Genomic DNA, 23695 nt, shown 5'->3' with positions numbered 1-23695 from the left:
TCTGTTTCTGCACATACCCTAAGGCAGGCGGGTTTCATCCGGTATAAGGGGATTGTTTGCGCCGCCGCACCCTACGGCGGCCGATGTAACCGGTACTGTGGGCCGGGTGATTGCGCTGGCAGCTACCGACGCGGTGACGAGCAATCTGGCTCTGACCGAACTGCTCGACCCGATGCACCTGTTGACCGAGACCTGGCTGAAGAACGCGGTGCTACCGGCCATTCTGGTAATCGTCTTCATCGAGACCGGCCTGCTGTTCCCACTACTCCCCGGCGATTCGCTGCTTTTCACAGGCGGCCTGCTGGCCGCGCAGCCCAATCCGCCGGTATCGATCTGGGTGCTGGTTCCGGCCGTCGTCTTCATCGCGTTCGCCGGCGACCAGTGCGGGTACTGGATCGGCCGGGCCATAGGTCCCGCGTTGTTCACCAAAGAGGACACACGCTTCTTCAAGAAGAGCTACATCACCGAAACGCACGAATTCTTCGAGAAGCACGGCCCCAAAACGATTATCTTGGCCCGATTCGTCCCGATCGTCCGGACTTTCATGCCGGTGCTGGCCGGGGTCTCCAAGATGAGTTACCAGCGCTATGTCGCATTCGATATCGTCGGCGCGGTCGCTTGGGGTGGCGGTGTGACCGTTCTCGGCTACTTCCTCGGCAATGTCGCCTTCATCCGCGACCATGTCGAGGCCATTTTCTTGCTCATCGTGTTCATCTCGATCCTGCCGGGCATCAGCGCGATCGCCAAGAAACTGCTCGGGCGCAAGGCCGCGGGCACCACGGCCGACGGCCGCCTCACTTCGACCGCGGAACTCCCGGCCATGGATCTGCCCACCCAGGTCGACAGCACCATGCCCCTGCCGGTGGTGCCGAACAGGCCGGTCGGCGCGAACGATTCTCCCGTTCGGTAAGTGGTGAGCGCCCAGGCCATGCCCCATGCGATGGGCAGCTTCGAACCCCTGATCTCCGCCGGGCCGGCGCTGGTCTGGACGGTCGTTCTCACCTTCGTCTTCCTGGAATGCGCGTTCATTCTCGGACTGTTCCTGCCCGGCGATTCGATGCTGCTCACGGCGGGCATCGTGATGGCCTCCCACGCCGCCGGGGAAACCCAGGTGTGGCTACTGGCGATGGGCGCGATGGGCGCCGCCGTCGCGGGCAACCAGGTGGGCTATACGGTCGGGCGAAGAACCGGCCACCGGCTCGTGGCCCGGAAGAACGGGCGCTATATCAATACCCACAACCTGACGAGGGTGGCCGATCTACTGGAGCGGCACGGCTTCGTGGCCGTACTGATCGCGCGGTGGATCCCCTGGGTGCGGACGCTCTGCCCGATGGTGGCCGGAGCAGCCGGGATGGACCAACGGCGCTACACCGTCGCCAGCACCATCGGCGCCATCATCTGGGCGCCGGTGCTGCTGCTGATGGGTTACTACGCCGGTGGCTTCATCCAGCAGATCTCCTGGCTCATGCCGATCGTGATCGGGACGCTGGTGGTGTGCCTGATCGTGGGCACGATCGTCGGTATCCGGCAGTACCGGCAGGAGATGTCCCAGCCGGTCGAGGACTTCGATCTCGATTCCGCCGGAGCCGACGCCGACACCATGCCGCTACCCGGCCTGGGCCGCGCGCACCATCCACCTGGTCATCACCCCGGCACCGCGCACGACCACCTCGGATTACAGCCCGGCCGCGGTGACCATATGAGCGGCTTCCATGAGCATCCAACCCGAGAGCTGTACCGATAGGTCGCGTGCGGGTACCCGCGAGGAACTGACCGCGCCGTTCGAGGTGAGCCCACCGGCGCCACCGCTGCCGCTGGGCAGCTCGGCGGATACGGTCCAGTCGTGGCCGAACAGCGGTTCGCCCTCGACATCGAGCCGGTTCTCCCACGCTGCGGCCGCCGACTCCTTCACGATCCGCGCCGCCGTACGCCGGTCGGCGAGTTGTTCGTGTTCGTTCCCGGGCAACATGAGCGCGACCAGCGCGAGGTAGCGGATGAGGATCCCGTTGAACAGGCCACCGTCCCCGCCGGTACCGCCACGCACCACCCCTTCGATGGTCAGATGGTCTTCCACCGCGTCCAGCAGCCGGTGCACGCGGTCGAGGTGTCCGAAATCACCGGTGTGTACCGCGAGTTCGGTCTCCAGACCGAGCACCACGCCTTGGCAGTAGCTGTAGATCGGTCGTTCCAGATCCCGGGCGGGGAGATGGATACCGTCGAAGATCAGCCCGGTCTCCGGATCACGCAGCGTCTCGTCGATCCAGCCCGCGATCTCGGCCGCCCGCTCGTAGCGGCCGAGCCGGGCCAGTGCGATACCGGCCGGACCATTGGCCGGTGCGTTGTAGAAATCCGACCCGACCCGCCAGGGAACTCCACCGCCGACCGCCGGGTTCCACCCCGTGTACAGCTTCTGCTCCAGCGGGCCCAGCGCGCCGACGGCTTCCCCGTTGTCGTGGATGCGGGCCGCGCGTTCCAGGGCGATGGCCAGCCAGGCCATATCGTCGTAGTACCGGTTGGGCCACCCGGATATATTGCGGAGCCGATGCGAACGAGCCAGGGTCGCCACCCGTTTGCGGCGTTCGATGGTCGGCGCCCGGTTGGCGGCGTCGACAGCGCAGTCGATGAGGTGGGCCTGCCACCAGTAGTGCCAGGTGAGGAAGAACCGCTCGCGCCGGATCGACGGCCAGCCCACCACCCCGAGCGCGGTACCCGGCAACAGCCAGACCGGCCGCAGATGGCGGGATACGATCGCGGCCTCGGCCCGGTCGGCCCGCTCGGACCAACGGCTCGCGGGGTCGCCCTGCGGCCTGCGCTGTTGCCCGGCCGAGCGCCGGGGAACGTCGAGATCGTCGCTGGGCGGGGTCATGAAACCCATATTGCCAGGCGAATCGGCTTTTCCGCCGCTCAATTGTTACCGACTCGACGCGCAACCGTTCGACTTCTCCCGGATTCGGTCCGGACCTCGCGGAATTGCACCCGGACTGGGCGGGCGATGATCGCACCAGAATCGTAAAGTGGGGTAAACGTTCGGGCGTGTCGCCCGGCAGACCTGCCGCCGGAACCGGACCAGCGACTCGGCCATCTGGTAAACACACCGCTGCACAACGCTTTTCGAGCGGACTAGACCGAGCCGGATCCCCCCGGCCCGCCCACACTACGATCATGCCGTGACCAACCCAGCGCTACCGGCCGATACGAACCCCGCCCCGACCCAGGGCCGGACCCCCGGGACCGCCGCGGCGAGTATCCAGGACACGGAGTCGGCAGCGGGACAGGAATCGACCGATCCCGATCCGGACTCTGAGCAGGGGCTCGGCCCGACCGAATGGGGAGAGAACCCGAACGGCGTCGGCCCCTGGACGGCCGAGCACGACGGACCGCCGCCGGAAGACGACCGATTCGATCCGGTACTACTCGCCGAAGGCGACCGCCGCAATGTCGTCGACGCCTACCGCTACTGGACCAGGGAAGCGATCGTGGCCGATATCGACCGCCGCCGCCGCCACCCGTTTCATGTCGCCATCGAGAACTTCGGGCACGACGCGAATATCGGCACCGTGGTGCGCACCGCGAACGCGTTCGCGGCCGGCGCGGTGCATATCGTCGGCCGCCGCCGCTGGAACCGACGCGGCGCCATGGTCACCGACCGCTACCAGCACATCACCCATCATTCCGATATCGAGGCACTACTGGAATTCGCCCGATCCGAGGACCTGAGCGTGGTCGCGGTGGACAACGTCCCGGGCTCGGTACCGCTGGAAACCGTTCGATTGCCGCGACGTTGCCTGCTGCTGTTCGGACAGGAGGGGCCGGGTGTCACCGAAAGCGCCCGCGACGCCGCGGTACTCACGGTCTCCATCGCGCAGTTCGGTTCCACTCGCAGTATCAACGCGGGAGTGGCAGCCGGTATCGCCATGCACACCTGGATCCGTCAGCACGCGGACCTCACCACCGCCTGGTGAACCGCACCGGATACCGACGCACCCGCTGTGTTGATGGCGTCGCCTTCGGCGCCGCGGGTCGGGGCCCTATTAACCCCGGTTCTTCACTCCGGCGCTCAGTCGCTGCGCTCCTTCACTCTGTCGCTCCAGAACCGGGGCGGGCCCCGACTGTGGATGTCGACCATCCGGGGGGAGCGGGAGTTTGGGGTGGTGCGCCTTGTCGGCCTACCACTGTGCGAAGTGCTCGCTTGTCGCTGATCTTCGGAACGCGTATCGAGCGGATCCCCGACCCGCCCCGCCGAAGGCGGGGCGAATAAACACAGCTACGCAGAGCTGGAACCCACCAGTACGACGATGAGCACGATGTAGGCGATGATTCCGAGCACCATCAGGATCAGCAGCACCGAGCCGATGATGCCCAGTACGTAGCCCACCATCACATTGCTGCGGCCGCCGACGGTGCCACCGGACGCGTCGATCTCGTTGAGCGCCCGGCGTCCCAGAATCCATGCGAACGGGGCACAGATCTGGCAGAACATCATCCCGACAATGCCGAGGATCAGCACCGTGGTCGCTTGCGGGTGTTCGGGTGGCGGGCCGTACGCCGGGTATCCGTACGCGGGCGGCGGGTAGCTCATGGGTGGATCGTATCGGGCCGGCTCCGGGAGCGACCAGCGGAAATCCGTTCGTGCCCAGCGGCACCGGTCCGATCCCGGATATGTGCGCCCGGATCGGCCAGTAGGAACTGCGCGGCACCGTAGGTCGCCAGGATCACTCCTTCGATCACCCGCCGCGACCGCTCGCCGCGCGCGAAGAGCCGCCGCAGAACGATCAGACCGTCGGACACCGTGAACAGCAGCGCACCCACTCCCAGGCGACTGCGCGGATCGGCGCCCGGAATGTTCAGCCCCGCAACACTGTCTGCGTCCGGGGCAAGTGCCGGATCGGAGGCCAGCACGGCCGCGCTGCCCAGTGTCGCACCATAGGCGCTCAGCGGTGCCGCGAGCACCGGAGCCTTGGCACGCAGCAACGCGGCGGCACCCGCCCAGGCCAGCACCCGCGGCAGCGCCACCGCGAGCGCCGGGCGCGCACCGTGACGCCACCACAGCACCGCGTACCCCGTTTGCATCACGGCGAACGACGAAGCCCCGGCGATGAGCCGACGATCGTCGTCGGGGTCGATGAGCAGCACATCCCCGACCGTGGCGGCGCCGAGTGAACTCAACAGCAGGGCCCGGTCACCGGGGGCGATATCGGCACCACTGGTGGCGATATCGGCCGCGAGCAGCGGCATCATCAGCGGTTTGGCCGCCCACTGCCAGCGCTCGCGACCGGTCAGCGCACCCGCCACCGTCACCGTGGCGGCGGCGACGAACCCGACCCGCAGCGCACGCATCTCTACAGACTCGACTCGGCGGGCGCCGGCGGCAGGATGACCACCTGACCCGCATAGCTCAACCCGGCACCGAAACCGAGCAGCAACGCCAGCTGACCGCCCTTGGCCTTACCGGTGGCCAGCATCTCCTCCATGGCCAGCGGAATCGAGGCCGCGGAGGTGTTGCCGGTGTTCTCGATATCGCCCGCCATGGGGATTTCGTCGGCCAGGCCCAGGTTCTTCTTCATCAGCTCGTTGATCCGGGCATTGGCCTGGTGCGGGATGAAGACCTCGATATCCTCCTTGGATACCCCGGCCACATCGAGCGCGGTGGACAGCGCGCGCGGCAGGGTGACCGCTGCCCAGCGGAAGACCCGCGGGCCTTTCATCCGCAGTGCCATCCGGCCGACCGGTTCCACTTTCGGATCGGTGCCCTGCAGGTCCTGGGCCCGCTGCATGTAGTCGACGAAATTGATGTCCTGTTTGATCGCCTCGGCGTTCTCGCCGTCGCTGCCCCAGACCGTGGGCGAGATACCGTTCTCCTCGCTCGGCCCGATCACCACCGCGCCGGCGCCGTCACCGAAGATGAACGCCGTACCGCGGTCGGTCGGGTCGATCCCGATGGTCATGGTTTCGGCCCCGATGAGCAGCACGTATTCGGCGGATCCGGCGCGGATCATATCGGTCGCGACGCCGAGGCCATAGCCGAAACCACCGCATCCTGAGGTCAGGTCGAAGGCGGCGATACCGTTCATCCCCAGATCGCTGGCGACGATCGGGGCGCCGTGCGGGGTGAGCATCGGCCAGCTGGAGGTCGCCAGGATGAGGGCGCCGATGCGCGAGGGATCCACACCACTGTTGCGCAGGGCGCGGCGGCCCGCGGCCACCGAGATGGACCGCAGCGATTCTTCGCCGCTGATCCAGCGCCGGTTGCGGATACCGCTGCGTTCGAAGATCCATTCATCGGTGGAATCCAGGACCTCGCACACCTCGTCATTGCTGACCACGCGCGTCGGCCGGTAGGCACCGATTCCGAGCATTGCTACGTTGTCGTGCCCCTTCTTGCCGGCAATGCTCACCACGACTCCACGACCCTTCACTTGCAGTACTGACGGATTCTCAGGCTAGCCGAGCGGGACGGACCGGTGTACAGCCCGCCGGGATCGAGCAGCGGCGTTCAGCTCAGCTCGAGGTCCTCGAGGCTCAGAATGGAGCGATATTCGAGACCTTCATCGGCGATCACCCGGTCGGCGCCGGTTTCCCGGTCCACCACCGTGGCCACTCCGACCACTGTCGCGCCGGCGTCGCGCAGCGCGCGAACCGCGGTCAACGGGGAATTACCGGTGGTCGTGGTGTCCTCGACCACCAATACGCGTCTGCCGACCACATCGGGGCCCTCGATCTGCCGTTGCATCCCGTGGGTTTTCGCCGCCTTGCGGACCACGAACGCATCGATCGGCCGGCCCGGGGCGTGCATAACAGCCAGGGCTACCGGGTCGGCGCCCATGGTGAGTCCGCCGACGGCGTCGAATTCCCAGTCGGCGACGAGTTCGCGCAGCAGTTTGCCGATCAGCGGACCGGCCCGGTGGTGCAGGGTCGCCCGGCGTAGGTCGACGTAGTAGTCGGCCTCGTTGCCCGAGGACAGCGTCACCTTGCCGTGCACGACAGCTAAATCGCGCACCAGCCCGGCCAAAGCGTCCCGGTCGGTCGTTGCCTGGTCGATCATCGGTGTCCTTCCGCCCACGTAGGCGAGTCACGGCAGTAATGTCCCGGCGCATGCTGCGGCGCCCTGCGAAGCAGGATACGGGGGCGCTCCGCGCGGAGTTGTCGCAGGTCGCGCGGAGTGCGTATCGAGAAACCTACTGCGGTACCGGACCCTGGTAGGGGCGGAACCCCGGATGGAAGGGGCCGCCGGGCTGACGCGGCTCCTGGTCGTCGCCGGGAGCGGGTTCGCGGCGCTCGCGTGGGCCCGAATCACGCTCGGGTTCAGAGCGCGCCGACCGGTTCACCGTCCGGGCGTCGGGCACCACGGCCAGGCTCGGCCGCCGCGGCGCGGCGTCGCCACCGTCGGATTCGCGCCGGCCGGGCTCGTCGAGATCCGCCGGATCGTCCTGGCGGTAACGGACATTGGGCACCGGGCGACCGTAGCGACCGTCGTCACGGTCGTCGTCCTCGTAGTCGTCGTAGTCCTCGTCCCGGGCATCGGCGTCGTCGTATTCGGCCGAGCGGATTCGGGCCCGCGGACGCGGGTCGCCGGATTCGGGTTCGTCGGAGCCGGGTTCGGTGACCGGCGGCAGCACGTGCAGCAGACCCGACAGCCGCAGGACGGCGTCGATACCCGTCTCCCAATCCTTGGCCGCGGTTCCGACGGGGAGCATCCCGAGGGTCCAGTTGCCCTCACTCCACAGCATCTGCACGGTATCGGCCAGCGATTCGATGAACGCGACCATCCGCTGATCGACGGCATGCCGTGCGATTTCGGGATTGGTCGCGAAAACGACGCGATCGCCGATGGCGCCGAGCAGTTCGAGATCGGCGTCCTTGGGCGGGTTCATCGTCTTGAGCCGCATATCGACATCGATATCCGAACCGATCTGCCGGCGAACGGCGACCAGGGTCGCGGAATCCTCGAGATCCAGCAGTACGAATTTCTCGCCCTTGCGGATACCGGTCACCACGTCGACCGCGGTGAGGTAGCCGAGTTTGGCCAGCGCACCGCGCCGCCACGTCGAAGCGAGCGCCGGTTCCACCGACACATAGGTGTATCCCTGGGCTTTCGCCCACACCTGGCGCGCGTGACCGGTCCGCTGCCGCTGTCGCCGGTCGAAGTAGAGCAGCACGATCGCACCCGCGAGGGTGATTGCCGCCAGCCCGAACCACATTGCCGTCATCGTCGCCTAGCCTATCGACCCGCCCGGCGTAATGCCGGGCACCCACACTGCGCGCCGCGGTTTTTCATCGGCCGCCCCCTTCGAGGGCAGTACTGATGATGACATCGGCCTGGATTGATCCGTCCGGGCTCTTCTGGCCCTGCACGATCACCAGGTCCCCGGTCGGCAGAGCGTCGACAGTGGTCCCGGCCAGCGAAATCACCTGGGTGGACGCGGTGGTGTGCACCGTGACCTCGCTACCGGTGAGCGTGCTGATGGTCAGAGTACCGCCGGAGTTGGCGCTGATAGTGCCCATGGTGGTGCCACCGGCCTCCGCGTCTCCGGTATCGGGCAGATCCGGCGCACCGGGCAAGCCCGGGATCCCGGGCCCCGAATCACCCGGATCGGCCGGCAGCCCGCGACCCGTCGGGCGGCTGCTGGTCGTGGTGTCACTCGCGGTGGTATCGGAGTCGTCGCCGCCGAAGAGCATCCCCGCAGCGATACCGGCGAGCCCGATCAACACGATCACCGCGACCACGACGCCGATCCACATCCCGTTCTTCTTCGGCGGGCGGGGCGGCCCCGGCGGCGCCTGACCGGGTGGCACCTGCCCCGGCGGCCCGTAACCACCCCACGGACTCTCATAGGCACCGCCCGGATAGGCCGGCATCTCCCGGGTAGGGTTCGGACCCGGCCCCCAGCCGCCGTAGGGATCGTTGCCCGGATACGCCGTCGTCGACTCTCCGTAACCTGCCTGGCCGTAGCCGGTGGACAGCTTCTCGGTGGCCGATTCGCCCGGCTGACCCAGGTGCTGCGTCGGATCGTCGTCCGGCCGCCTCGCCCAGGGATCGTTCGGGTTGGTCATGCCAACCAGCGTATGCGTACCTTCGCCTTCGCTGCGGCCGTGCGCGTCCGCAGCCCGACAATCCGCCCACAAAACCCACCCCTGCGAACCTCGGCGTACCTTCGCCTTCGCTGCGGCCGTGCGCGTCCGCAGCCCGACAAACCGCCCACAAAACCCACCCCTGCGAACCTCGGCGTACCTTCGCCTTCGCTGCGGCCATGCGCGTCCGCAGCCCGACAAACCGCCCACAAAACCCACCCCTGCGAACCTCGGCGCACCCCAGCCTTCACTGCGGCCATGCACGTCGACATGCGACGAACCGCCCACAAAACCCACCCCTGCGAACCTCGGCGCACCCCAGCCTTCACCGCGACCATGCCGGCGATCCACTTACAACGCCGGCAGCGGTGCCCGGTGGCCGAACCGGCCCCGGGCGAACACCCGGGACCGGTACTCACGACAGCGATGGAGACGAGGCGATGCCGTCTTCGGGTGATACGGCCCGGTTACGGACCCGCGGTGACGGCGGTGGGGTCGCGGTCGCGGCGACCGACGACGAGGCCGTCGCCGTCCGGCGTGACGGCCACCTCGACGGTATCGCCGTCGGTGACCTTCCCGGACAGCAGTTCCTTGGCGAGCGTGTCGCCGATCGACTGCTGGATCAGGCGCCGCAACGGGCGGGCGCCGTATACCGGGTCGTAGCCGCGTACCGCCAGCCAGAACCGCGCCGAATCGCTCACCTCGAGGGTCAGCCGCCGCTGCGCGAGCCGCCGCTGCAACTGGTCGAGCTGAATATCCACGACGTGCGCGAGCTGGTCCTCGTCGAGGGCCTGGAACATCACCACATCGTCGAGCCGGTTCAGGAACTCCGGTTTGAACGCGGCGCGTACCGCGTTCATCACGAACTCCGCGTCGGCGCCGGCACCCAGGTTCGAGGTCAGGATCAGGATGGTGTTGCGGAAGTCCACCGTCCGGCCCTGGCCGTCGGTGAGCCTGCCCTCGTCGAGCACGGCGAGCAGAATGTCGAAGACATCGGGGTGCGCCTTCTCGATCTCGTCGAACAGAACCACCGTGTAGGGCCGCCGCCGCACCGCTTCGGTGAGCTGGCCGCCCTGGTCGTAACCGACATATCCGGGCGGAGCGCCGACCAGGCGGGCGACCGCGTGCTTCTCGCTGTACTCACTCATATCGATGCGGACCATCGCGCGTTCGTCGTCGAACAAGAAGTCCGCCAACGCTTTGGCGAGCTCGGTCTTACCGACACCGGTGGGACCGACGAACAGGAACGAGCCGGTCGGCCGATTCGGATCCGCGACTCCGGCGCGCGCCCGCCGCACCGCGTCGGATACCGCTCGCACCGCGTCGTTCTGCCCGACCACGCGGCGGGCGAGTTCGGATTCCATCCGCAGCAGCTTCTCGGTCTCGCCCTCGAGCAACCGGCCCACCTGGATCCCGGTCCACGCCGAGATCACCTCGGCGATATCGTCCGGGCCGACCTCTTCCTTGAGCATGACCTCACCGTCGGCGGCCGCCCCGGAGACCTCCTCGGCCTCGGCGAGTTGCTTCTCCAGCGTCGGGATGCGGCCGTACCGCAGTTCCGCGGCCTTGCCCAGATCTCCGTCGCGCTCAGCGCGGTCGGATTCACCGCGCAAAGTCTCGAGCTGCTCTTTGAGCACGCGGACCTGATCGATCGCCGTCTTCTCGTTCTGCCAGCGGGTGGTGAGCTGGTTGAGCTTCTCCCGGTCGTCGGCGAGTTCGGCGCGCAGTTTCTCCAGCCGCTGTTTCGATGCCTCGTCGGTCTCCTTGGTGAGCGCGACCTCTTCGATCTCGAGCCGCCGCACCGCGCGTTCGACCTCGTCGATCTCCACCGGCCGGGAGTCGATCTCCATCCGCAGCCGCGACGCCGCCTCGTCGACCAGGTCGATCGCCTTGTCGGGCAGGAACCGGGAGGTGATGTAGCGGTCCGACAGCGTGGCCGCCGACACCAGCGCGGAGTCGGTGATCCGCACACCGTGGTGCACCTCGTAGCGTTCCTTGATACCGCGCAGGATGCCCACGGTGTCCTCCACCGAGGGTTCACCGACCATCACCTGCTGGAAGCGGCGTTCCAATGCCGCGTCCTTTTCGATGTGTTGCCGATACTCGTCGAGCGTGGTGGCGCCGACGAGCCGCAGTTCACCACGGGCCAGCATCGGCTTGATCATGTTCCCGGCATCCATCGCGGATTCGCCGGTCGCGCCCGCGCCGACAATGGTGTGCAACTCGTCGATGAAGGTGATGATCTGCCCGGCACTGGACTTGATCTCCTCCAGCACGGCTTTGAGCCGTTCCTCGAACTCACCGCGATACTTCGCGCCCGCCACCATCGCGCCCAGGTCGAGCGAAATGACGGATTTACCGCGCAGCGACTCCGGTACATCGCCCGCGATGATGCGTTGGGCCAAGCCCTCGACGATCGCCGTCTTGCCGACACCCGGTTCACCGATGAGCACGGGATTGTTCTTGGTACGCCGGGAAAGCACCTGAACCACCCGGCGGATCTCGGTATCGCGGCCGATCACCGGATCCAGCTTTCCGGCGCGCGCGGCGTCGGTGAGATCGGTGGAGTACTTCTCCAGCGCCTGGTAGCTGCCCTCCGGGTCAGGGCTGCTGACCCGGGCGGTGCCGCGCACCGCGGTGAAAGCTTCACGCAGCGCCGCGGCGGTGGCGCCGTATTTCTCGAGCAACATGGTGATGTCGGTATCGCCGGAGGCCAGGCCGACCATCACATGCTCGGTGGAGACGTACTCGTCACCGAGTTCGGTGGCCAGATGCTGGGCCGCGGTGATCGCGGCCAACGCTTCGCGGCCCAGTTGCGGAGTGGTGGTGGCGCCGGAGGCGCGCGGCAGCCGGTCGACGATGTCCTGTGCCTCGCGGCGCACCGTGGCGGGATCGGTACCCACGGCTTTCAGCAAGGGGGCGGCGATACCGTCGGTCTGGTCCAGCAGTGCCACCAGCAGATGGGCCGGCCGGATCTCCGGGTTACCGGCGGCCGAGGCTGCCTGCAACGCGGCAGTCAGCGCGGCCTGGGTCTTGGTGGTGGGATTGAACGAGTCCACGAAGCACCTTCCTGCTAGTCGATATCTCATCCGGCATCCGCACCGTTTTCGGTGTCTCGTGCCGTTCTGCCCGATTCAACGTTCGAAAGGTTGAGTCTGTTCCGCTCAACTTTGAAATTTTCGGTGGCGGCCTCCCGGCACCGGGTTGCCAGAAAAGTGCTGGATCGCGGCTCACAACGACGCGTCGTTACCCGCGAACAAGATCAGCCAAACCCGGTAACCGTATTTCACACCCACCATCATCTCTTTTTTCGGGGATACTGGTCGGGGTGAAGGACCGCCGGTAACGGCCGGTCGGTCCCTCCGGGTCGGAATTCAGGGAAAGGAAGCTCCACGCCGTGGATGCGCGTTCGGCAGCGCTGGTCCGCGCCAATTTCCAGTCGGTGGTCGATGCGCCGAGTGGACCCGAGCGGTTGGTCAGCGCTTTTTACGGTCACCTGTTCGCGGCGAACCCGCGGCTGCGGGAGCTGTTCCCGCCCGCCATGGATATGCAGGCGAAGCGGGTGGTCACCGCTGTCCAGTACATGCTCGATCACCTGGAGGACTGGGACCGCGCCCAGAAGTTCCTCGAACAACTGGCGCGCGACCATCGCAAGTACGGTGTCGACGCCTCGCATTACGACCTGGCCGGGCCGGCGCTCTACGCCGCCTTCCAGACCTACAACGGCCCGTACTGGACCAGAGAACTGGCCGAGGGCTGGCGCGATGTCTGCCTGCTCATCTCCGCCGCCATGGCCATAGGCGCCAATTCCGATGATTCGCCGCCCTATTGGGAGGCCACCGTGGTCGGCCACCGGCACGTCCTCGACGACCTGGCCATCGTCCGGCTCCAGTCCGACGACCCGATTCCCTATCTGGCAGGCCAATACGTCCCCATCTCCGTCCCGCAGCGGCCCCGGATGTGGCGCTATCTCTCTCCCGCCATCCCGTCGAACCCGTACGGCGAAATCGAATTCCACGTCCGAAAAGTTCGCGGGGGCTGGGTGAGCCCGTCGATCGTCAACGAGACCAAGGTCGGCGACCGCTGGCTCATCGGCGGACCGCTCGGCGGCCTGCAGGTGGATCAGAACAGCGGCCGCGATGTGCTGATGATCGGGTCCGGCACCGGCGTCGCGCCGCTGCGCGCCCAGCTGATCGAGATGGGCCGCCGCGGTATCAACCCCCGGGTGCACTTCTTCATCGGCGGGGTCTACCCCTGCGATCTCTACGACGTGGAGAACATGTGGCAGCTCTCGCAGAGCAACCCGTGGCTCACCATCGTCCCGGTCTGCGAACACAAGACGAACCCGTGGTGGTATCCGCATCCCACCGAGGACGCGCCCTACGGCATGCACCGGCGCCTGGTCGGCAACCTCGGCGCCGTGGTAGCCAGTTTCGGCGCATGGGAGGATCGGCAGATCCAGATCGCCGGTTCGGCGAAGATGATCGCCGATACCCGGCGCGCACTGCTCGCGGTCGGCACCCCGGAGGAGATCATCAGTACCGATCCGGTCTGATCGGTGTCGGCACATCGAGCTCCGGGCGGTCTCCGTCCGGCCCGGCCTGTCAGGTGAGTGAAGTATGAGCAACGACCCGAGCGCATTCCCCGGCCATTCGCCCCAGCGGGCACACTGGCTGGCCGATGTCGTCGAACATCATCGGCTGCGCCACGATTTGGCCGTGGTCCGGTTGATCGGCGAATACGTGCCGTTCCATGCCGGACAGTCCCTGCAGGTCGAGGTCCCGCAGTTCCCGGGGATGCGGCGGCGGTTCTCCCCCGCCCTACCGCCCTCACTGGACGGCAAGCTCGAATTCCATATTCGAAGCGTGGCCGGCGGCTGGTGCAGCGGCGGGATCGTCGCCGATACCGCGGTCGGGGATCGCTGGAAACTCGCTGCGCCCGAAGGCATGTTCACCGTGGACCCCGAGGGCGACGAGGTGGTCATGATCGCCGGCGGTACCGGCCTGGCCCCGCTGCGCGCCCAGATCCTGGAGCTGGCCAGGCAACCGGACCCGCCCACCACCTATCTGTTCTTCGGGGGTTCCGCGCCGCGCGATCTGTACGCCGCCGATATGCTCGTCCTGCTGGCCGCTGATCTGCCCTGGCTCACGGTGGTACCGGTGGTGGAACGGCTCGACGACCCGTCCTGGGCCGATAAATGGCACGAAAGCCACCGGGTGGACATAGGTTTCGACGAGGACGATCTGCTCCAGGGCACCCTCGCCGAAGTGGTCGGGTCTTATGGGTCGTTCGGTCGGCACCAAATCCTGGTGTGCGGCTCCCCGGCAATGACCCGCTCCACCGTCGAACGTCTTCTCGACTCGGGCACTCCGCCCGAGAGAATTCAGTTCGAGGGCGCCTGAGCTCTGCCGGGACGCGATTCCGAATCCCGGTCCGGCACAGCGCCCGGTCTCGCATGGCCGGACATTCCTGGCATACGGTCACAGGCCGAAAAACCCGTCGCCGATTTCACCCACTCCAGGCTGCGGAGGGTTCGAATGTGGCGACGGCAGGGCTCGGAGATGCGGGGGAACTCTGCCCGATCGGTCCTTCGGCGGTCTCGGCGGCTCACCCCATGGTGAACGCACGTCCCGGCTGCTCGATCTTCGAACGGGGAGAAGGGGATCGCCGCACTCCTCCGAGAGCCGGTAGGTCATGCCGTTCGAGGACGTGATGGAAGGCCAGCGGGCGTACACCTCGTGAGCGTCCACTATCACGTCGGCTCGGAGCGCTACGCGCATATGTTCGCCGTCCAGATGGTCCAGATGTGGCACGAAGACCGCCTCTGCGCGTTCGATCGCAATCAGCCTGAGTAACCGGTCTATCCGGCTATGGGTGGCGGCGCACAGCACAAGGGTCTCGCACAGTGTGTAGCCGAGTCGTTCGGACAGCCGGCGCATGCGGCATTCATCCTGATACTGCTGGGCTCCTGACACATCGGTGCGCAAGTAGGCGATAGCGGGTGCCTGCTCCATAACCTGCTCCCTGAAGAAGGACTGATCAGTCCTGAACGACCGTAAATCGCCCCTGATGATAGGACTAGTTAGTCCACTTTGAGTTATTTTCAGTCAATGGAGAAGATGGGGCATGAGCAAGACCGCTGATGTGATCCGGGTACGACGAAGTCAACTTCGTTTATCGCAGGACCGACTGGCCGAGCTCGTCGGCGTTACTCAACGCCAGATCGGACGCTACGAATCCGGCGAACAGTCTCCCAGCCTCGCGGTGAGCGTCCGGCTGTCCAACGCATTGCAGGTGTCGTTGGCCGAGCTGGCCGGCGCGGAGGCGTCCGAGACCGACTTGTCCGGCGAGTGGTGGGTGGCGTGGCAATATCGGCGGAGTGGCGCCGACCATGTGAATGTTCACCTGTTGGCCGTAGCGCAGGACGACGAATTACTTCACGTAGCTGACGGCGATCGCGCTCATCCAGTTGTCGACGGCTCGTACACGTGGCGTAGCGAGCTCCGGCTATGGGGCGGTGAAGTGCTGATGGGCTGGTATACGACGTCGGGTGGAAGCATCCGCCACATCGGAACTCTCTACTTCGCGCTGCACCCGGATGGCTCGCAGATGATCGGCTCATGGACCGGTTTGCGGCCGACAGGCTCGCTGGCTCGGGGCTGGACTGCGATCGCGCGCGATAAAGACTGTGCGATCCAATTGGTCACGTCGCTGATCGACACGAACGGGGAATTGCCGACATGGCCCGAAAGGGCTATCCGATCGTCGCGCTGACCATGCACATCGATATCGGTGAGCCCGCCGGCCAGGGCACCTCACCGCGCGCGGTGAGGCCCTGCGCCGCGTCCCGGCGGTGTCAGAACCTCATGGCCTCATCCAACTAGTGCCGCCGGTTACGCGGCTGCCACACCACCAGCGCGGTATTGCGCTGCGGTGGAATCAGTTCCGGCCGGTAATCCGGCCGAGCCCGCTCCCGTTCCAACGCCGCGGACAGTTCCATCACCCGCTGCTGGAGTTCGGTGACCTGGTTGGTGAGCTCGATGATCCGTTTGATCCCGGCGAGATTGACGCCTTCGTCCTGGGACAGCCGCTGCACCTCGCGCAGCAGCTCGACATCGTGTTCCGAATAGCGCCGGCCGCCGCCCGAAGTACGCTGCGGCGTCACCAGACCCAGCCGGTCGTAGGTGCGCAGGGTCTGCGCGTGCATACCCGCCAGCTGGGCGGCCACCGAGATCACGAAGTATTCGCTGCTCGATCGGCGCCCTTCACGGGGCCCTACGCGGTCATGCTGCGCCGCCGCCTCCGGGCCCATCGCTCGAGCCGCGGGGCGTGCCGACCCCCCCTCGGATACCCGTTTCGGCTCCATCACGCACCTGCCCATCCCGCTCTCGGATCGAACCCGCTGGCCTTCTCCGCCTCTTGCAGCGCGCGCAGCGCCGCTACGGCATCGTCATCCAGCTTCGGCGGCACGGCGACCTTCACGGTGACCAGCAGATCACCGGCTCCGCCACCACGTTTGGGCACTCCGCGGCCGCGCACCCGCAGGATGCGGCCGTCCGCGGTACCCGGCGGCACTTTCACGCCGACCCGGCCCTCCAGCGTGGGCACCGATACGGTCGTGCCGAGCACCAATTCACTGTAACTGACCGGCAATGCCAGGGTCAGGTCGTCGCCGACCCGGCCGAAGACCTTGTCCTGGCTCACGTGCACCGTGACGAACAGATCGCCTGAGGGCGCACCCCGCAGGCCCGCCTCACCCTGCCCGGCCAGCCGGATCCGTTGCCCGTCCGCGATACCCGGAGGGATCCGGACATTGATGGTGCGGGTGCGGTTCTGGATACCGCTGCCGTGGCAGTCGACGCACGGGTCATCGATGATCGATCCGGTACCCCGGCAGTCGTCACAGGGTTCGCTGAATCCGAAAGCACCCTGATTGCGGCTCACCACACCGCTGCCGTTGCAGATCGGGCACACCCGCGGGCTGGTACCCGGTTTGGCGCCGCTGCCGTGACAGGTGGTGCACGGTGACGGGCTGGTCAGGTACAGGGGCACCGTGACGCCCTTGGCCGCCTCGCGGAACCCGAGTGTCGTTTCGGCCTCCACATCCGAGCCCCGCCGCGGGCGGCTGCCGGCACGGGTGGCACCGCCACCGCCCCGGTTGAACAGACCGCCGAACAGATCACCGAGGCCACCGTCGGCTCCGCCGGCGCCGGCTTGGCCGAAGATATCGCCCAGATCGAAACTCTGGGAGAACCCGCCGCCGGCACCCGGGGTGAAACCGCCGCCCCGGCCGTATCCGCCGCCGGAGAAAAGACGGCGGGTCTCGTCGTATTCGGCGCGTTTGGCCGAGTCGGACAGCACGGTGTGTGCCTCACTGACGGCCTTGAACCGTTCCTCGGCCTCGGCGTCACCGGGGTTGGCGTCCGGATGCAGATCACGGGCGAGTTTGCGATACGCCTTCTTGATCTCATCGGTGGAGGCGCCGGCGGAGACACCCAGCTCCTTGTAGAAGTCCTTCTCGATCCACTCCCGCTGGCTCACCGGGTATCTCCTCCTCTCGCTACCGTTCCACGGCCCGGACGGGCCGCTGTGGGGTCACACTTTCCTACCGTCTCCGGGCCCGCCGCGCGCGGCGCGACGGGCGCGCGGCGCCCCCGAATCACTCCGGGGGTACGCCGCGCGACCCGGTCCGAGGCTCTCGCCGCGGAGTCGTTACTTGTCCGAGCCGGCATCAGCATCCGATGCCTTCGCCGGAGCGGGTTCCGCCGTGGTCGCGGAATCCGGGTTCGACCCGAGATCCCCCGCCCCGTCGGTGACCCCGACCAGCGCGTGCCGCAGCACCCGCTCGCCGAAGCGATACCCCTTGCGCATCACCACACCGATCACCGGATCGTGTCCGGATCCCTCGTGCTGAACCGCCTCGTGCAGGTTCGGATCGAAAGGCTCGCCCTCGGATCCGAAATCCTCGAGACCCTGTTTACGCAACGCCTCGATCAGCTTGTCGGCCACCGAGCGCAGCGGCCCGGATTCCAGGTCGCCGTGTGCCTTCGCGCGGTCCAGATCGTCGAGGACCCCGAGCAGTTCGGTGACCACGGCGGCCTTGGCGGAATCGATCGCGGTCTTGCGGTCGCGTTCGACCCGGCGCCGATAGTTGGTGTACTCGGCGGTCAGCCGCTGCAGATCGGCGGTGCGCTCGACGAGCTCGTCCGACGCACCGGGCGGAGCGTCCGCGGGCGCCGCCTCGACGCCGTCACCGTCGAGGCCGGCCTGCGGCGCCTGGGGCGCTACACCCTCCTCGGCCCCGGCCGGGGCGGCGCCGTTGGCCGCCCCGGCCTGATCCCGTACCTCACCGGTTTCCGGATCGATCTTGCGCTTGTCCACGAAGCTGACCGGATCCGCCGGCTCTCCCGAATTACCTTTGTTTCCCGAATTCGTCACTTCTTCTCCGTGTCGACCGGCTCGTCCACGACCTCGGCGTCGACCACCTGGTCGTCGCCGGCGTCCGCACCCGCGGCGCCGTTACCGGCGGCCGCGCCTTCGGAGGCCTGGGCCTCGTAGATCGCCTGACCCAGCGCCTGGGATTCGGTGGCCAGCTTCTCCACCGCGGCCTTCACCGCGGCGGTATCGGTGCCCTTCAGCGCCTCCTTGGCCTCCGTGATCGCGGCCTCGACCTTGGACTTCACATCCGCCGGAACCTTGTCCTCGTTGTCGGCGATGAACTTCTCGGTCTGGTGTACCAGCGATTCGGCCTGGTTGCGGGTCTCCGCTTCCTCCCGGCGCGCCTTGTCCTCGGCGGCGTGCGCCTCCGCGTCCTTGACCATCCGGTCGATCTCTTCCTTGGACAGACCGGAGCCGTCCTGGATCTTGATCGTGTTCTCTTTACCGGTGCCCTTGTCCTTCGCCGTCACGTGCACGATGCCGTTGGCGTCGATATCGAAGGTGACCTCGATCTGCGGCACCCCGCGCGGGGCCGGCGGGATTCCGGTCAGCTCGAAGGAGCCGAGCAGTTTGTTGTGCGCGGCGATCTCCCGCTCACCCTGGAACACCTGAATCTGCACCGACGGCTGGTTGTCATTGGCCGTGGTGAAGGTTTCCGAGCGCTTGGTCGGGATGGTGGTGTTGCGCTCGATGAGGTTGGTCATCACGCCCCCCTTGGTCTCGATCCCCAGCGACAGCGGGGTCACATCGAGCAGCAGGACGTCCTTGACCTCGCCCTTGAGCACACCGGCCTGCAGGGCGGCGCCGACTGCGACGACCTCGTCCGGGTTCACGCCCTTGTTGGGCTCCTTGCCGCCGGTCAGTTCCTTGACCAGTTCGGAGACCGCGGGCATCCGGGTGGAGCCACCGACGAGCACGACGTGGTCGATATCGGCGACCTTGATGCCGGCGTCCTTGACCACGGACTGGAACGGCGCGCGGGTGCGGTCGAGCAGGTCCGAGGTGATCTTCTGGAACTCGGCGCGAGTCAGCTGCTCATCGAGGAACAGCGGGTTCTTGTCCGCGTCGACGGTGATATAGGGCAGGTTGATCGAGGTGCTCTGCGAGGAGCTCAGCTCGATCTTGGCCTTCTCGGCGGCCTCACGCAGCCGCTGCATGGCCATCTTGTCCTTGGTCAGGTCGATGCCCGAGCTGGACTTGAACTTGTCGACCAGCCACTTCACGACCCGCTCGTCCCAGTCGTCACCACCGAGGTGGTTGTCACCGGAAGTAGCACGGACCTCTACGACGCCTTCGCCGATCTCCAGCAGCGAGACGTCGAAGGTACCGCCACCGAGGTCGAAGACCAGGATGGTCTGCTCCTTGTCGCCCTTGTCCAGCCCGTAGGCCAGCGCGGCGGCAGTGGGTTCGTTGACGATACGCAGCACGTTGAGCCCGGCGATCTGCCCGGCTTCTTTGGTCGCCTGCCGCTGCGCGTCCTCGAAGTAGGCGGGGACGGTGATCACCGCGTCGGTGATCTCCTCGCCCAGGTAGGACTCGGCATCGCGCTTCAGCTTCATCAGCGTGCGCGCGCTGATCTCCTGCGAGGTGTACTTCTTGTCGTCGATCTCCACGGTCCAGTCGGTGCCGATATGGCGTTTCACCGAGCGGATCGTGCGGTCGACGTTGGTCACGGCCTGGTTCTTGGCCGGCTGCCCGACCAATACCTCGCCGTTCTTCGCGAACGCGACGACAGAGGGCGTAGTACGCGAACCCTCGGAGTTGGCGACGACGACCGGCTCACCACCTTCGAGAACGGCGACGACCGAGTTCGTGGTCCCGAGGTCGATTCCGACCGCACGAGCCATTTGTTTCCTCCTCATTTTCGACTGCTTGTGTCTGTCCGGGCCGGTGCCCATGGCGCGCGGCGGGCCCTTGGGGCCCCACCGCATGGACCCGCCCCTGGCAGAACATAGAGCACGGTCCCAGCAATACTGAGCGTGGTCGGCTCAATCCTGCCCCGCTTCCGCGGGGCCGTCAAGTCAAACTTGAGCCGCCATCACTCAACATTGTCGATCCACTCAACCCCCGACCCCGGCGATGTATTCCCACACCCGCATCCCGACGCCGCCACCATTGTTCCCCGGGCCCGGCACAGCGAACCGAGTCGGTGCGACATCGTGACCCAGCCGTACCGCGCCCGGGCGCCTCCACCGGGGCCGAGCCCCGATCCCCATCCGCCGCTCATCGGCGCTATTGTCAATGCTCCGCCCATGGTGACCCGGCACCCCGCGTCGCGGACCGGTGTCGCGCGGGCGAACCCGTACCGTGGTTTTTGGATGAGGAAGTCGAAGCGAGGATCCGAGAATGGCCACTGGGGTGGGCCTGCACATCGCGGAGTACGCGTGCACCGCGGCAGTCGTCGACGACGACGGGGATCCGCACTTCATCCTCCGTGAGCCGGTGCTGCACATGTCCGACGAGGGCGACGCGGTGCTCGGTGGTGCTGTCGCTCCGGCCGGGTACTCCCATACGATCACCGGTTTCGTCGCCGCCGTGGGCGATCCGGCGGGCGTGGTCGTAGACGACGGTGAGGCATACCGGGGGGAAGACCTGCTCGCCACCGCCCTGTTCTGCCTGATCAACCTCACCGCCGACCATCTCAACGGCCCGGCCGAGTTCTATGCGACACATCCCGCCGGATGGCCCGCCGCACAGGTCCTGGCCCTGCGCGGCGCACTCGACTATCTGGGCCTGAAATCGGTGACCTTGATCGGCGAGGACGAACTCCCGGCGCCGGCCACCCGTCTCACCCCGGGGGAAACCGCCCGGTACTTCGCCGAGAGCGTGGGCCGCGCGGCACTGGCCGTTGTACTCCGCACTCCGGCCGGGGCGACCCCGCCCGATCCCGGCACCGCCCAGAACTCCGCACTCGACACGGTCGTCATGCCCAAACTCCGCGACGGCGACACCTCGGCCAAGGCGTACTCCGCGATGGTCCCGGCCATGGATCCCGAAGCCACCTACGGCGGCCCGAGTCTCGGGGTCCTGGCCGCCGGACTGGGCTCCGCGGCCGAGCCCGGCCCCACGACCGACGCGCGCCCCGGGACCGGTACCTCGGCGGCACTCTCGACAGCCGCGGCGAAACCGGCGGCGAAAGCGGCGGCCGCGGCCCCGCCGCGCCGGGATCGGAGCGGCGGGGGCCGCCGCACCGCCGGGTTGGTGGCGGCCGCCGCGGTCGGCGGCCTGCTGATCGGAGCCGTCGGCGTCACCGCGATTCTGCGGACCGGCGCGGCCGAACCAGGTGAACCGGTCACCACCTCGGTTACCGAAACACCCCCTCCGCCACCACCGGTCCAACCACCACCGGTCCAGCCACAACCGGTGGCTCCGGTACCCGAGACCTACGAGCCGGAACCGACCTACATCGAGGAACCGACGGTCGAGCCGCCGCCTCCGGTCACCGTCACCGAGACAACACCGGCGCCCACCACGGTCCCCCCGACGTCCACCGGCCGACCCACCGGTCCGACCCTCACCGAGCCGACCACGGAAACCGAAACGACAACCACCCGGACCCGCCCCCGGTACTTTCCTTTCCCGGTTCCGTTCCGCACCGACGACCCCGATGTGAACCTTCCCGACACCGGATCCCAAGAAGGCGGGCAAGAAGAAGCCAGATAGCGATTCGTGCCTTAGAGTGATCCGCTGACCGGTGTTATTCCGGCCACCCCGGCAACCCGGTCGAAGCTCGAGCAAACCTGTGCGCCAACGGATTCGATTCTCAACGATTCGAGGCCCGTGGCCACAGATTATCTGGCACACAGTGCCGACGAAGGGACTTCATGCGCAAGTCGGTGGCGCGTCGCGCCGCGGTCAAGGCTGCCGTTATCGGCTCGACCGTTCTCCTGGCTCCCCTGTTCGGTGCGACAGCGGCAACCGCGGCACCCGCTCCGGAACAACTCGGTGCCGAGGACCTTCCGGCCGAACTGGTTCAAGCGCTGTCCCGCGATCTCAATATGACCCCGACCGAATATCTGGACCGCGCGGCCCGCGCCCAGCAGCTGCAGACCTATGCGGCCGAATTCCGGTCCGAGCGGCCCGATGTCTTCGCCGGCGCCTGGCTGACTCCGGAAGGTAAACCTACTGTCGCCGTGACCTCCCCGGACGCAGCCGAGGTGGCCAGCAACGACGGTTACACAACCCGCCTGGCCCCGGTCTCGGCGGCCGCGCTGGAAACCTCGCTGACGCAGATGAACCAGTGGGTCGCCGCGCAGCCTCGGGATATCTCGCAGCTGATCAATTCGATCGCGATCGACTTCCTCAACAGCCAACTGATCGTCAACGTCGCGAATACGCCACTGGCGCATGTGCTCAACCTGCCGACCCTCATCGCCAATATCAAGGTCGTGCTTTCCCCGAACGGCGGCGGCCCGGTCGAGCACCGGCCGATGGGCGGCGACACCTATATCAGCGCTCCCGGCCCGCTCGACGACGCGGAACTGAAGACCGTGGATGTGTGCTCGTTCGGCTTCAACAGTGTCGATTCCGCGGGCAACGCATTGAATATCAGTGCCGGACACTGCAATCCCAATATCGACAAAGGCGACGAACGGGCCCCCGTATACGGCCCGAATATTCGCAATATCCCGGCCAGTCCGCAGCTCGGCACATTCGTCCAGTCGGAACTCGGCGGACCGAGCACCCTGGACTACTCGTTGATCCAGTTGAACGAGCGCGCGGTAGGCGCCGGAATGGACCAGCCCACGGTCCGCGGCGCCAACGGCACCACCCTGACCGTCACCGGCACGGCCGACCCGGTGGTCGGCGCCCCGGTCTGCAAATCCGGCCAGTCCTCGACCTTCACCTGCGGTTTCGTTGTCGCGGATCGGGTCGAGACCCAGCTGTTCACCACCGAGGGCGATGCGAAGGTCGTCCGCGGTTTCGCCAGCTCGGCCTGCACCCTGGGCGGTGACAGCGGCGGGGCCATCATCAGCGGCACCCTGGCGCTGGGTATCACCAGCGGTTCCAACGCCGCCGATGCGCCCGATTGCGAAAAAGCCAATATCGCCCTCGCGCAGTACGGTGGCACCGCTACCCTGGGAATTCCCATTCGAGGCATCCTGGCGCACGCCGATTCCGCAGCCGGTGGGGGCATCGGAAGCGGCATCAGCGTACGAACCAGGCCGAATGCAGGCTGAGCCCGATA

Annotated in this window: 20 protein-coding genes; 8 read left to right on the top strand and 12 right to left on the bottom strand. The window is 67.0% G+C overall.

All coding sequences use genetic code 11. From position 1 onward, the window contains the following. Nucleotides 1-172 precede the first annotated feature (172 nt). Nucleotides 173-910 carry a VTT domain-containing protein gene (locus tag OG405_RS27080; RefSeq protein ID WP_442790796.1) on the top strand — a complete coding sequence of 246 codons (738 nt, stop codon included), beginning with the start codon at nucleotides 173-175 and terminating at the stop codon, nucleotides 908-910. Continuing rightward, complete coding sequence (locus OG405_RS27075; RefSeq protein ID WP_442790620.1) at nucleotides 911-1744, top strand: DedA family protein; 834 nt, start codon at nucleotides 911-913, stop codon at nucleotides 1742-1744. Here the strand turns inward: OG405_RS27075 and OG405_RS27070 are convergent. Continuing rightward, nucleotides 1676-2866, bottom strand: a complete 1191-nt coding sequence (locus tag OG405_RS27070) for a glycoside hydrolase family 76 protein (RefSeq protein ID WP_327149228.1) — start codon at nucleotides 2864-2866, stop codon at nucleotides 1676-1678. The genes OG405_RS27075 and OG405_RS27070 overlap by 69 nt on opposite strands. A gap of 379 nt (nucleotides 2867-3245) precedes the next feature. On the opposite strand from OG405_RS27070, the gene OG405_RS27065 reads away from it, so the two are divergent. Next, the gene (locus tag OG405_RS27065) at nucleotides 3246-3962 is read left to right on the top strand and encodes a TrmH family RNA methyltransferase (protein ID WP_442790795.1); all 717 of its coding nucleotides are present in this window, start codon (nucleotides 3246-3248) and stop codon (nucleotides 3960-3962) included. 302 nt (nucleotides 3963-4264) lie between these two features. Here OG405_RS27065 and OG405_RS27060 read toward each other — a convergent pair whose 3' ends face one another. From OG405_RS27060 to clpB, 7 genes are all read right to left on the bottom strand, one after another. Beyond that, nucleotides 4265-4579: a DUF4190 domain-containing protein gene (locus tag OG405_RS27060; RefSeq protein WP_327149226.1), complete on the bottom strand. Its 315-nt coding sequence runs from the start codon at nucleotides 4577-4579 to the stop codon at nucleotides 4265-4267. Further along, nucleotides 4576-5337: a lysoplasmalogenase gene (locus tag OG405_RS27055; RefSeq protein ID WP_327149225.1), complete on the bottom strand. Its 762-nt coding sequence runs from the start codon at nucleotides 5335-5337 to the stop codon at nucleotides 4576-4578. Before OG405_RS27055 ends, OG405_RS27060 begins: the two co-directional genes overlap by 4 nt. A gap of 2 nt (nucleotides 5338-5339) precedes the next feature. Next, nucleotides 5340-6398 carry a beta-ketoacyl-ACP synthase 3 gene (locus OG405_RS27050; RefSeq protein WP_327149224.1) on the bottom strand — a complete coding sequence of 353 codons (1059 nt, stop codon included), beginning with the start codon at nucleotides 6396-6398 and terminating at the stop codon, nucleotides 5340-5342. Nucleotides 6399-6493: 95 nt separating this feature from the next. Then, nucleotides 6494-7042 (bottom strand): orotate phosphoribosyltransferase, encoded by a 549-nt coding sequence (pyrE, locus tag OG405_RS27045; RefSeq protein WP_327149223.1) that lies wholly within the window; start codon nucleotides 7040-7042, stop codon nucleotides 6494-6496. A 133-nt stretch (nucleotides 7043-7175) separates the two neighbouring features. Continuing rightward, nucleotides 7176-8198: a hypothetical protein gene (locus OG405_RS27040; protein WP_442790794.1), complete on the bottom strand. Its 1023-nt coding sequence runs from the start codon at nucleotides 8196-8198 to the stop codon at nucleotides 7176-7178. A 73-nt stretch (nucleotides 8199-8271) separates the two neighbouring features. Further along, a complete protein-coding gene (locus OG405_RS27035) occupies nucleotides 8272-9051 on the bottom strand; it encodes a DUF5666 domain-containing protein (protein ID WP_327149221.1) in 780 nt (259 codons plus the stop codon). A 485-nt stretch (nucleotides 9052-9536) separates the two neighbouring features. Then, nucleotides 9537-12128, bottom strand: coding sequence for an ATP-dependent chaperone ClpB (gene clpB / locus OG405_RS27030; protein ID WP_327149219.1), 2592 nt, complete (start codon nucleotides 12126-12128; stop codon nucleotides 9537-9539). A gap of 338 nt (nucleotides 12129-12466) precedes the next feature. Between clpB and OG405_RS27025 the strand changes: the two genes are divergently transcribed. The 3 genes from OG405_RS27025 to OG405_RS27015 all read left to right on the top strand — a co-directional run bounded on the left by OG405_RS27025 (nucleotide 12467) and on the right by OG405_RS27015 (nucleotide 15843). Next, entirely contained in the window at nucleotides 12467-13624 is a 1158-nt protein-coding gene (locus OG405_RS27025; protein ID WP_327149218.1) for a globin domain-containing protein, read from the top strand. Nucleotides 13625-13688: 64 nt separating this feature from the next. Beyond that, the gene (locus OG405_RS27020; protein ID WP_327149217.1) at nucleotides 13689-14471 is read left to right on the top strand and encodes an FAD-binding oxidoreductase; all 783 of its coding nucleotides are present in this window, start codon (nucleotides 13689-13691) and stop codon (nucleotides 14469-14471) included. 724 nt (nucleotides 14472-15195) lie between these two features. Continuing rightward, nucleotides 15196-15843 carry a helix-turn-helix domain-containing protein gene (locus OG405_RS27015; protein ID WP_327149216.1) on the top strand — a complete coding sequence of 216 codons (648 nt, stop codon included), beginning with the start codon at nucleotides 15196-15198 and terminating at the stop codon, nucleotides 15841-15843. A 106-nt stretch (nucleotides 15844-15949) separates the two neighbouring features. On the opposite strand, the gene OG405_RS27010 is transcribed toward OG405_RS27015, so the two are convergent. From OG405_RS27010 to dnaK, 4 genes are all read right to left on the bottom strand, one after another. Continuing rightward, a complete protein-coding gene (locus OG405_RS27010) occupies nucleotides 15950-16381 on the bottom strand; it encodes a heat shock protein transcriptional repressor HspR (RefSeq protein ID WP_327152544.1) in 432 nt (143 codons plus the stop codon). Between the two features lie 53 nt (nucleotides 16382-16434). After that, complete coding sequence (dnaJ, locus tag OG405_RS27005) at nucleotides 16435-17610, bottom strand: molecular chaperone DnaJ (RefSeq protein ID WP_327149215.1); 1176 nt, start codon at nucleotides 17608-17610, stop codon at nucleotides 16435-16437. A gap of 171 nt (nucleotides 17611-17781) precedes the next feature. Continuing rightward, complete coding sequence (grpE, locus tag OG405_RS27000) at nucleotides 17782-18507, bottom strand: nucleotide exchange factor GrpE (protein ID WP_327149214.1); 726 nt, start codon at nucleotides 18505-18507, stop codon at nucleotides 17782-17784. Continuing rightward, complete coding sequence (gene dnaK, locus OG405_RS26995) at nucleotides 18504-20354, bottom strand: molecular chaperone DnaK (protein ID WP_327149213.1); 1851 nt, start codon at nucleotides 20352-20354, stop codon at nucleotides 18504-18506. Before dnaK ends, grpE begins: the two co-directional genes overlap by 4 nt. A gap of 499 nt (nucleotides 20355-20853) precedes the next feature. Between dnaK and OG405_RS26990 the strand changes: the two genes are divergently transcribed. Both OG405_RS26990 and OG405_RS26985 read left to right on the top strand, forming a co-directional pair. Then, nucleotides 20854-22170: a hypothetical protein gene (locus OG405_RS26990; RefSeq protein ID WP_327149212.1), complete on the top strand. Its 1317-nt coding sequence runs from the start codon at nucleotides 20854-20856 to the stop codon at nucleotides 22168-22170. Nucleotides 22171-22331: 161 nt separating this feature from the next. After that, entirely contained in the window at nucleotides 22332-23687 is a 1356-nt protein-coding gene (locus OG405_RS26985) for a S1 family peptidase (RefSeq protein ID WP_327149211.1), read from the top strand. Nucleotides 23688-23695 lie beyond the last annotated feature (8 nt).

Source organism: Nocardia sp. NBC_01329 (genome assembly GCF_035956715.1).
Taxonomy (GTDB): Bacteria; Actinomycetota; Actinomycetes; order Mycobacteriales; family Mycobacteriaceae; genus Nocardia.
Note: the sequence above shows the minus strand (reverse complement) of the source record. Positions and strands in the feature narration are given on the sequence as shown.